This is a genomic window from Pseudomonas sp. GLN_2 (assembly GCF_043106005.1).
Taxonomy (GTDB): Bacteria; Pseudomonadota; Gammaproteobacteria; order Pseudomonadales; family Pseudomonadaceae; genus Aquipseudomonas; species Aquipseudomonas alloputida.
The window spans coordinates 20,495-30,428 of record NZ_JBICMC010000012.1 but is presented as its reverse complement, the minus strand read 5'-3'; the positions used below and the strand labels follow the sequence as shown (position 1 = coordinate 30,428).

The window sequence follows — 9,934 nt, the reverse complement described above, 5'->3', positions numbered from 1 at the left end:
CCGGCCTCTTCGCGGGTAAACCCGCTCCTACGACGGCCTTTCCCCAACCACCGATACGTGTGTAGGCGCGGGTTTACCCGCGAATACGGTGGCGGTGGCAACGGTGAACGGCCGGTGGAAATTGGCTGGCAGGGCCGGCCCTTTCGCGGGTGAACCCGCTCCTACGGTGGCCTGTGTCCAACCTACGGTGTGTGAGTCCACACCGTGTAGGAGCGGGTTTACCCGCGAAGAAGCCGGCCCTGCTGTCAGTGCAACTCGAAGGTATCGGCATCCAGGTTGGCCGGGAACTTGGCCCGGTACGCCGCCAGTTCCGCCGCGCTCAGTACTGCAGTGAACACCCCGTCCGCCTCCCCGGCACTGAGCAGGCTCTCGCCCTGGAAATCCAGCACCTGGCTGTCACCAGAGTAAGCAAAGCCTTTACCGTCCGTGCCCACCCGGTTCACCGCCGCCACATAGCACAGGTTCTCGATCCCCCGCGCCGGCAGCAGGCGGTTCCAGTGCTGGCGACGCGCGGCCGGCCAGTTGGCGGTGTACAGCAGCAGGTCGGTGTCCTGGGCGTCACGGCTCCACACAGGGAAGCGCAGGTCGTAGCAGATCAGCGGGCGAATCCGCCAGCCCTTGAGCTCGAACTGCACCTGCCGCTCGCCTGGGGTGTAATGTTTGTGCTCACCGGCCATGCGGAACAGGTGGCGCTTGTCGTAGTGCAGAATCTCGCCGTCCGGCCGCGCCCACAACAGGCGGTTGCGGTGGCTGCCATCGGCGGCCTGGATGATCACACTGCCGGTAATCACCGCGTGGTGCTTCTTTGCCTGTGCCTTCAGCCATTTGTAGGTCGGACCGTTCTCCGGCTCGCACAGGCTTTCCGATTGCATCGAAAAACCGGTGGTAAACATTTCCGGCAGGATCACCAGGTCAACCTCGCCCACCTGCTCCAGCAGCACCTCGAAGTGCGCATAGTTGGCCTCGCGGTCGTGCCAGGCCAAGGTGGTTTGCACCAGGGCGACTTTCAGGTTCGGCAGTGTACTCAAATCGCGCATAGTCTTTCCGCTGCCTGACGCAGCGTCTCCTCTCGTTTGGCAAAGCACAGGCGTACCAGGCGTTGCTCGGGGATGGGTTGCTGGTAGAACACCGATACCGGAATGGTTGCCACGCCATGTGCGCGGGTAAGCCACAGCGACATGTCGACATCGTTCAGGTCCGGACGGATTTGCGAATAGTCCACCAACTGGAAATAAGTGCCCGTCGTGCGGGCAAAGTTAAAACGCGAGCCTTCCAGCAAACCGCAGAACAGGTCGCGCTTGGCCTGGTAAAAGGCCGGCAACTCATCAATATGCTCGGGGTGCCCGGCCATGAAGTCGGCCAGGGCACACTGCAGCGGCGTCACGCCACAGAAGTTGACGTACTGGTGCACTTTGCGCAGCTCGGCGCTCAGGGCAGGCGGCGCGAGCACGTAACCGGTCTTCCAGCCGGTAACGTGGTACGTCTTGCCGAAGGAACTGACCACGAAGGCACGCGAGTACAACTGCTCATGGGCCAGCACACTGGCGTGGCGTACGCCGTCGTAGACCAGGTGCTCGTACACTTCATCGCTGACCAGGTAGATATCGCGGTCGGCAATAAGTGCGGCCAACTGGTCGAGGTCTTCGCGGGTGATCAACGCGCCGCTGGGGTTGTGTGGCGAGTTGAGGATGACCATGCGCGTGCGCGGGCTCAAAGCATCGCGGAATTTCTGCCAGTCGATACGGAAGTCGCCGTCGCTCAACTGCACATGTACACAGCGACCACCGGCCAGCTCCACGGACGGCTCGTAACTGTCGTAGCAGGGGTCGAAGACGATCACTTCGTCACCGGCATGCACCACCGCCTGGATGGCACAGAAAATAGCCTCGGTGGCGCCGGGGGTGATAGTCACTTCCTGATCGGCATCCACCCTGGCCCCATACAGCCGCTCGACCTTGGCCGCTACCTGCTGCCGCAAAGCCGGAAGGCCGGTCATCGGCGAATACTGGTTATGCCCGGCAGCCACGTGCCGGCCCACTGCATCGAGCAGGGCCTGCGGGCCATTGAAGTCAGGAAAGCCCTGGGACAGGTTGAGCGCGCCAGTCTGCACGGCGAGCTGGGACATGGTGGTGAAGATGGTCGTGCCGACATTCGGCAGTTTGCTGCGGATCATGGAGCCCTCTTTCCTGGGGTATATCCGGCACGGGGTGGAGTCCGAGCATAGCGGATCGAGCGGTCAGGAAAAAGGTTGAAACAATAGGGGGATTGCTCTGGATCAAAGGGCATCTGTGGGGGCGGCCTTGCTCGCCCCCACATGGCGCTACTTAGCGTTTGTCGCGACGCTTCTTCTCGGCCTTCTTGTGGTGCGACATCAGGCGGCGTTTCTTGTTGACCTGGCGATCGGTAAGGGTGTTCTTCTTACCCTCGTACGGGTTCTCGCCGCCCTTGTACTCGATACGAATCGGCGTACCGACCAGTTTGAGCACCCGGCGATAGGTGTTTTCCAGGTAACGCGAGTACGACTTGGGAATGCTGTCGGTCTGGTTGCCGTGGATCACGATGAGCGGCGGGTTGGCACCGCCGAGGTGGGCATAGCGCAGCTTGATGCGGCGACCATTGACCATCGGCGGCTGGTGCTCGCTCACGGCATCTTCGAGGATCTGCGTCAGGCGGCTGGTCGGCCAGCGGGTGACCGCGGACTGGAACGCAGCCTGCACTGACTTGTACAAGTTGCCCACGCCCGTGCCATGCAGCGCAGAGATGAAGTGGATGTCAGCAAAATCGACGAAGAACAGCCGGCGCTCCAGCTCGGTCTTCACGTAGGCGCGCTCACCCGGCTCCATGCCATCCCACTTGTTCAGGGCAATGACGATCGCGCGACCGGCTTCAAGAGCAAAGCCCAGCAGGTTCAGGTCATGGTCGACCACCCCTTCGCGGGCATCCATGACGAAGATGACGACGTTGGCGTCCTTGATCGCCTGCAGCGTCTTCACCACCGAAAACTTCTCGACTTCCTCGTGGATCTTGCCACGCTTGCGCACACCGGCAGTGTCGATGAAGGTGTACTTGTCACCATCACGCTCGAACGGAATGTAGATACTGTCACGGGTAGTACCCGGCTCGTCGTAGACCACCACACGCTCTTCGCCGAGCATGCGGTTGACCAGCGTCGACTTGCCGACGTTCGGGCGGCCGATGATGGCGATCTTGATGCCATCCTTCTCGCTTGGGCCAGGAATGCGCACGGCTTCCTCGCCTTCAGCAACATCCTGTTCGAGGGCTTCGTCTTCGGCATCACGCGGCAGGTGACCGAGCACGGCCTCCATCAAGGCGCTGATACCCCGGCCCTGGGAGCCTGCCACCGGAATGGCGTTGCCCATGCCCATTGGCGAGAATTCGGCGCGGGCAACGTCGGGGTCGATGTTGTCGATCTTGTTGGCAACCAGGATCGCGGCCTTGTTCCGCTTGCGCAGGTGCTCGGCGATCATCTGATCTGCTGCGGTCATGCCCGCTCGGGCATCAACCAGGAACAGCACGTAGTCGGCTTCTTCGATGGCCATGAGCGACTGCTCGGCCATTTTTTCGTCCATGCCCACTTCGTCACCGGTGATACCACCGGTGTCGATCAGGATGAAGGAACGACCCTGCCAGCTGGCATCACCATACTGGCGGTCACGGGTCAGGCCCGACAGGTCACCGACGATGGCATCGCGGGTCTTGGTCAGGCGGTTGAACATGGTGGATTTGCCGACGTTCGGGCGGCCCACCAGGGCAATTACGGGAACCATCGGCTCTCCACTCTCGAATTCTTGAAAATGCAAAGGCCGCTGCAAGGCAGCGGCCGGAGTTTGGGCGGCGTGTCCTACGCCGCGGCTTGAAGCCCGCCAAGGCTTCAAGCATAGCTTCAGCGGATGGTCAGTGCCTCGAGCTTGCCGCTGTTGCCGAAGACATAGATGGTGTCACCGACCACAAGTGGGCGGGCGCGCAGGCCATCGCTGTCGATACGCTCACGGCCGACGAAGCGGCCATCCACCTGGCTCAGCAGGTGCAGGTAACCTTCAAAGTCACCCACAGCCACGTAGCTGCTGAACACTTCAGGGGCGGTCAACTGGCGGCGAGCCATGCTGTCGTTGCTCCACAGGGCACTGGAAGAGCGCTCATCCACACCTTCCACGGTACCCGAAGCTTCGCTGACGTAGACGTTACCGAAGCCCTGGGCGACACCCACATAGCTGGAAGCATCGCGCTGCCACAGCTCGCGGCCGCTTTCCAGGTCCAGGCCCGCTACACGGCCCTGGTAGGTGCTGACGTACAGGGTACCACCAGACAGCAGCAAGCCGCCGTCGATATCAACCACACGGTCCAGCTCGGAACGGCCCTTCGGGATGGCCACGCGGCTTTCCCACACCGGCACACCGTTGTTGATGTCAACCGCGACCACTTTGCCGGTGGACAGGCCGGCAACCGCCAGGCGGTTGGTGGCGATCGGCGCACCGGTGCCACGCAGCGTCAGCACGGCCGGCGAGTTTTCGTAGATCCAGCGGCGGTCGCCAGTGGCGGCATCCAGGCCGATCAGGCGGTCGTCCTGAGTCTGCACCACCACCACGTCACCGTTGTTGGCAGGCGGGGCCAGCACTTCACTGGTCACGCGCGAGCGCCAACGCTCTTCACCGGTGCTGGAGTCCAGAGCAATGACTTCACCCTTGAGGGTGCCGAGCATGACCAGGCCATAGCCTACGCCAACTGCACCGGAAACCTGCAGCTCCAGGTCCTTCTTCCACACCACGTCACCGGTGATGCGGTCGAGGGCGAAGACTTCGCCGTTGACGTCGGAAGCGTAGATACGGTCGTTCTCGATGGCCGGTACCAAGGTGTTGTAGGTTTCACCCTGGCCGTCACCGATCGAACGGCTCCACTGCTTCTTCAGCACCACTTCCTCGGTGAACTTGGTCAGCTCGGCCGGGGGCAGTTCCTTCTTGCTGTTGCTGCTGCAACCTGCGGCCAGTACGGCCAGGGTCAGCACTGCTGCATGTTTCCAACCGATCACTTACGCGTCCCCTTTAGCCAGGTCATCCAGCTTCAATTGCAGGCCACCGACCGCCGCGTCATCGGACAGCGCAGCCTTGGCTTTTTCGTAAGCGCTGTGTGCGTCGTCGGCGCGACCCAGCTGCACCAGCAGGTCACCCTTCAACTCTTCACGGCTGGCCAGGAAGGCTTTGTCGGCGTCGCCGTCGAGCAGCTTGAGGGCATCCTCGGCCTTGTTCTGGGCTGCCAGTACGCGCGCCAGACGCTGACGCGAAATCTCGCCCAAGGTAACGTCGGCCGGTTTGTCCAGCACGCTTTTCAGCTCGGCTGCGGCGTCATCGAGCTTGCCGCTGTCGACCGCGACCTTGGCCACGAACAGGCTGCCGTACTGGGCGTAAGCGGTGCCGCCAAACTCGCTCTTGAGCTTGCCAGCCAGTTCCGCGACCTTGGTGGCGTCAGGCTGGCCGGTCGGTGTCAGGCTGGTTTCAATCAGCGCCTGATACAACTGCGAGGCACCTTGCGACTGGTTGGTCTGGTACTTGTGCCAGGTATTCCAGCCCAACACCACCACGCCAGCCAGCAATGCACCGGTCAGCAGCGGCTTGCCGTTGCGGTTCCACCAGTCCTTGACCCCTGCCAGGTCATCATCATCGGTACTCGACACCCCAATACTCCTTTTCGCCTATTCGCTTGTTGAACCGCGTTACGCCTGCGCGATCGCGGTTTCCAGGTGCTCTGCAAGAGCATCCCAGGCAATGTTCTGTTGTTCGCCCTGGCCACGCAGGGGCTTCAAGCCGATCTCTTGCTTGGCCAGCTCGTCGTCGCCGAGGATCAGGGCGAACAGTGCACCGCTCTTGTCGGCCTTCTTGAACTGGCTCTTGAAGCTGCCCCCCCCCGCGTTGACAGCCAGGCGCAGGCCCGGCAAGCGGTCGCGCAAGCCTTCGGACAGGCGCAGGCCTGCCAGCTCCGCCTGCTCGCCAAAGGCACACAGGTAAACGTCGATCTGGCGGCTGATGGACTCCGGCACCTTGCCCAACGTTTCCAACAGCAGGATCAGGCGCTCGATGCCCATGGCGAAACCAACGCCAGTGGTCGGCTTGCCACCCATCTGTTCGACCAGACCGTCGTAACGGCCACCCGCGCACACCGTGCCCTGGGCGCCGAGCTTGTCGGTTACCCACTCGAACACGGTCTTGCTGTAATAGTCCAGGCCACGTACCAGCTTGGTGTTGATCACGAACGGAATACCGGCTGCGCCCAGGCGGGCCTTGAGGCCTTCGAAGTGCACGCGCGACTCTTCGTCCAGGTAGTCTTCCAGCTTCGGCGCCCCGACCAACACCGCCTGGGTGTTCTGGTCTTTGCTGTCGAGGATGCGCAGCGGGTTGCTCTTCAGGCGGCGCTGGCTGTCTTCGTCCAGTTGCTCCAGGCGCGCCGAGAGGAACTCGACCAACGCGTCACGGTAGCGTGCGCGGGCTTCACTGGTGCCCAGGCTGTTGAGCTCCAGCTTGACCGCGTCCTGAATGCCCAGCAGGCCCCACAGGCGCCAGGTCAGCATGATCAGCTCGGCATCGATGTCCGGGCCGTCCAGGTTGAACACTTCCACGCCGATCTGGTGGAACTGACGGTAGCGGCCCTTCTGTGGGCGCTCGTGGCGGAACATCTGGCCGATGTACCACAGCTTCTGCACCTGACCGTTGCCGGTGATGCCGTGCTCGAGCACCGCTCGCACGCAGGCCGCGGTGCCTTCAGGGCGCAGGGTCAGCGAATCACCGTTGCGGTCCTCGAAGGTGTACATCTCTTTTTCGACGATGTCGGTCACTTCACCGATCGAGCGTTTGAACAGCTCGGTGAACTCGACGATCGGCGTGCGGATCTGGCTGTACCCGTAGGTGTCCAGCAGCCCGGCCACGGTGCCTTCGAAGTAGCGCCACAGCGGCGACTGTTCTGGCAGGATGTCGTTCATGCCACGGATGGCTTGCAGCGATTTGCTCACGAAAAGTCCTTACGAATTCGGTGTGTCAGCCACGGACGATCAGCGCCGCGTCAGCTTCGGCCTTTTCGGCCGCTTTCTGGCGGATGAGCTTTTCCAGCTCATCGACCAGGTTGTCATTGGTCAGTTTCTGCGCAGGCTTGCCGTCGATGTAGATCAGGTTCGGCGTGCCGCCGGTCAACCCCACATGGGCCTCCTTGGCTTCACCCGGGCCGTTGACCACGCAACCGATCACCGCCACATCCAGCGGCACCAGCAGGTCTTCCAGACGCCCTTCCAGCTCGTTCATGGTCTTGACCACATCGAAGTTCTGCCGCGAGCAGCTCGGGCAGGCGATGAAGTTGATGCCACGCGAACGCAGATGCAGCGACTTGAGGATGTCGTAGCCGACTTTCACTTCTTCGACCGGGTCGGCCGCCAGCGAGATGCGAATGGTATCGCCAATACCCTCGGCCAGCAGCATACCGAGGCCGACGGCGGACTTCACCGTCCCCGAACGCAGGCCACCGGCTTCAGTGATGCCCAGGTGCAGCGGCTGTACGATCTGCTTGGCCAGCAGACGGTAGGCTTCGACAGCCATGAACACGTCCGAGGCCTTGACGCTGACCTTGAAGTCCTGGAAATCCAGGCGATCGAGATGCTCGACGTGGCGCAGGGCCGACTCGACCAGCGCGGCCGGGGTTGGTTCGCCGTACTTCTTCTGCAGGTCTTTTTCCAGCGAACCGGCGTTGACCCCGATACGAATCGGAATGCCGCGGTCGCGGGCGGCATCGACCACGGCGCGCACACGGTCTTCCCGGCCGATGTTGCCCGGGTTGATCCGCAGGCAATCAACGCCCAGCTCGGCAACGCGCAGGGCGATCTTGTAGTCGAAATGGATGTCGGCGACCAGCGGCACGCTGACCCGTTGCTTGATCTTGCCAAACGCTTCGGCGGCGTCCATGTCCGGCACCGAGACACGCACAATGTCCACGCCGACGTCGACCAGACGCTGGATTTGCGCCACGGTGGCAGCGACATCGTTGGTGTCGGTGTTGGTCATGCTCTGCACCGCGATGGGCGCATCACCACCCACCGGCACATTGCCAACCCAGATTTTGCGGGATTCGCGACGTTTGATCGGAGATTCGCCGTGCATGACTTACTGTCCCAACTTCAGGCGAGCAGTCTCGCCACTGGTGAACGGGGCAACATCGACGGCCTGGCCGTTGTAGCTGACCTGGGCGCCCCGGGCAAAGCCCAGGCGTACCGCGAATGGCGGCTTGCCGGTCAGCTCGAGGTTGTCCCCCTTGCGCTTGATGGCGCTGAACAGCACCTTGCCGTTGCCGTCGCTGACCTGGGTCCAGCAATCGGCGGTGAACTGGATGGCGACCTTGGCGCTGCCAGCTGGCACTGCGGCAGGCTCGGTGGCCGCCACGGCCGGTGCAGGTGCAGGTGCAGCAGTGGCCTGTACCGGAGGCGTAACCGGTGCAGGCGAAGCCGCAGGTGCGGGTTGCACCGGCGCTTGCTGTGCTGGAGCAGGCGCTGCGGCAATGGCGGCCTCAGAGCTTACCGGTGCTTGTTCAGCGGCAGCAGGCTGCTCGGCAGCGCCCTGCTCCAGCGCCAACGGCGCACTTTCAGCTTGCTGGCCAGCGGAAACGGCCTGGTCTTCAGGCTCATCGAGCGGGTGAATCTGTGTGGTGCCGTCGGCGCTTTCGACCTCGACATGCTCCAGGGCAATCTTGGCCAGGTCCTTGCCCCGCAGGCTGCCCTGGTCCTGCCACCAGAAAAAGCCACCACCGACCACAGCCACCAGCAACAGCAGGCTGACGCCGCGCAGGATGTTGTGCGACAGACGCACAGGCTCTTCGATACGGCCCAGCGAATGCACGTCGCTGCCTTTGGCGTGGGTACCGGTGTAACGGTCGAAGGCGTCTACCAGGGCGGCCTGGTCGAGGTCCATCAGCTTGGCGTAGGCGCGAATGTAGCCACGAGCGAAAGTATGCCCGGGCAGTTTGTCGAAGGCGCCGGTTTCCACGTGGTTCAACGAACTGACAGTGAGGTTGAGCTTGCGGGCCACCTCGGCTTGAGACCAGTCCCGTTTCTCACGGGCCAGGCGCAAAAGCTCACCGGGGTTCTGGCCAGGCGCTACTGCTACTTCGGGGTGCGCGGCGTTCATCGTTGCTCCGACAGGTATTGCTGGTATTCCGGCGTACCGGGATAAAGTCGTTGTAATTGCTGGCCCAATTCGGCCAGTGCGCCCTGCTCGTCGAACACCCTGGCAAGGCGGCTGCCCAGCAGCAGGCTACGGGCGTCGTGGTCGCTCAACTGGCTGAAACGATCGTAGTAGTCCCGGGCCGGCACATAATGCCTGTTTTCGTAGGACAACTCAGCCATTTCCAGCAACGCTTTTGGTTGCCGCGGGTTGAGTTGTAACGCTTTCAACAAATACGCGTGCGCCTGATCGCGGCGTTCGAGCTTCAGGGCGGTCAGGCCCAGATTCTCGTACACGCGTGAGCGCTCAGGATACAGGGTATCGGCACTGGCCTGGCGAAACATCTGCTTGGCTTCGGCAAATCGCCCCTGAGCATAAAGGAAACTGCCGTAATTGTTGCGAATTCGCGTGTCACCGCGGCTTATCAGCAAGGCCTTGCGAAAGTGTGCTTCGGCCAGCGCCGGCTCGCCTTCGGCTTGAAACACTACTGCCAGGGCGGCGTGCGCATCGACATCCTGGTCATTCAGCGCCAGGGCCTTTCCCAGCGGCGCCTTGGCCTGTTCGGTCAAACCTTGTTGCAAATAACCCAAGCCAAGCTGCACATAAGCCCGCCCTGCCTCCACCCTGCCCTGGCGGCTGGCCAAGGGGTCGCTCGCGCCGCCCGACACGCAGCCGGCCAGCAGCGAAAGCGCAAGGATCGACAGCGCGGCGCGCAGGCTCATGGG

9 protein-coding genes are annotated in these 9,934 nt (G+C 62.6%); all 9 read right to left on the bottom strand.

The window, feature by feature from the left end; all coding sequences use genetic code 11:
* Nucleotides 1-245: 245 nt before the first annotated feature.
* Nucleotides 246-1,037, bottom strand: coding sequence for an amidohydrolase (locus ACF8Q6_RS02975; RefSeq protein WP_392492737.1), 792 nt, complete (start codon nucleotides 1,035-1,037; stop codon nucleotides 246-248).
* Nucleotides 1,025-2,173: a pyridoxal phosphate-dependent aminotransferase gene (locus ACF8Q6_RS02970; protein WP_392492738.1), complete on the bottom strand. Its 1,149-nt coding sequence runs from the start codon at nucleotides 2,171-2,173 to the stop codon at nucleotides 1,025-1,027. The genes ACF8Q6_RS02975 and ACF8Q6_RS02970 overlap by 13 nt, the downstream gene beginning before the upstream one ends.
* Before the next feature lie 151 nt (nucleotides 2,174-2,324).
* Nucleotides 2,325-3,788 (bottom strand): ribosome biogenesis GTPase Der, encoded by a 1,464-nt coding sequence (gene der / locus ACF8Q6_RS02965; protein WP_003248512.1) that lies wholly within the window; start codon nucleotides 3,786-3,788, stop codon nucleotides 2,325-2,327.
* Nucleotides 3,789-3,904: 116 nt separating this feature from the next.
* Complete coding sequence (gene bamB, locus ACF8Q6_RS02960; protein WP_003248513.1) at nucleotides 3,905-5,047, bottom strand: outer membrane protein assembly factor BamB; 1,143 nt, start codon at nucleotides 5,045-5,047, stop codon at nucleotides 3,905-3,907.
* On the bottom strand, nucleotides 5,048-5,689 hold the full coding sequence (locus ACF8Q6_RS02955; protein WP_003248514.1) for a tetratricopeptide repeat protein: 642 nt from the start codon (nucleotides 5,687-5,689) through the stop codon (nucleotides 5,048-5,050).
* Nucleotides 5,690-5,728: 39 nt separating this feature from the next.
* Nucleotides 5,729-7,018, bottom strand: coding sequence for a histidine--tRNA ligase (gene hisS / locus ACF8Q6_RS02950; RefSeq protein ID WP_392490893.1), 1,290 nt, complete (start codon nucleotides 7,016-7,018; stop codon nucleotides 5,729-5,731).
* A gap of 25 nt (nucleotides 7,019-7,043) precedes the next feature.
* Nucleotides 7,044-8,153: a flavodoxin-dependent (E)-4-hydroxy-3-methylbut-2-enyl-diphosphate synthase gene (gene ispG, locus ACF8Q6_RS02945; protein ID WP_392490892.1), complete on the bottom strand. Its 1,110-nt coding sequence runs from the start codon at nucleotides 8,151-8,153 to the stop codon at nucleotides 7,044-7,046.
* Nucleotides 8,154-8,156: 3 nt separating this feature from the next.
* Nucleotides 8,157-9,173 carry a RodZ domain-containing protein gene (locus ACF8Q6_RS02940; protein ID WP_003248520.1) on the bottom strand — a complete coding sequence of 339 codons (1,017 nt, stop codon included), beginning with the start codon at nucleotides 9,171-9,173 and terminating at the stop codon, nucleotides 8,157-8,159.
* On the bottom strand, nucleotides 9,170-9,931 hold the full coding sequence (gene pilW / locus ACF8Q6_RS02935; protein ID WP_012051251.1) for a type IV pilus biogenesis/stability protein PilW: 762 nt from the start codon (nucleotides 9,929-9,931) through the stop codon (nucleotides 9,170-9,172). The genes ACF8Q6_RS02940 and pilW overlap by 4 nt, the downstream gene beginning before the upstream one ends.
* Nucleotides 9,932-9,934 lie beyond the last annotated feature (3 nt).

Excerpts from the sequence above, each read along its gene's own strand:
- ACF8Q6_RS02975 (WP_392492737.1), bottom strand. The coding sequence starts at position 1,037 with ATGCGCGATTTGAGTACACTGCCGAACCTGAAAGTCGCCCTGGTGCAA.
- ACF8Q6_RS02970 (WP_392492738.1), bottom strand. The coding sequence starts at position 2,173 with ATGATCCGCAGCAAACTGCCGAATGTCGGCACGACCATCTTCACCACC.
- ispG (WP_392490892.1), bottom strand. The coding sequence starts at position 8,153 with ATGCACGGCGAATCTCCGATCAAACGTCGCGAATCCCGCAAAATCTGG.
- pilW (WP_012051251.1), bottom strand. The coding sequence starts at position 9,931 with ATGAGCCTGCGCGCCGCGCTGTCGATCCTTGCGCTTTCGCTGCTGGCC.
- ACF8Q6_RS02940 (WP_003248520.1), bottom strand. The coding sequence starts at position 9,173 with ATGAACGCCGCGCACCCCGAAGTAGCAGTAGCGCCTGGCCAGAACCCC.
- der (WP_003248512.1), bottom strand. The coding sequence starts at position 3,788 with ATGGTTCCCGTAATTGCCCTGGTGGGCCGCCCGAACGTCGGCAAATCC.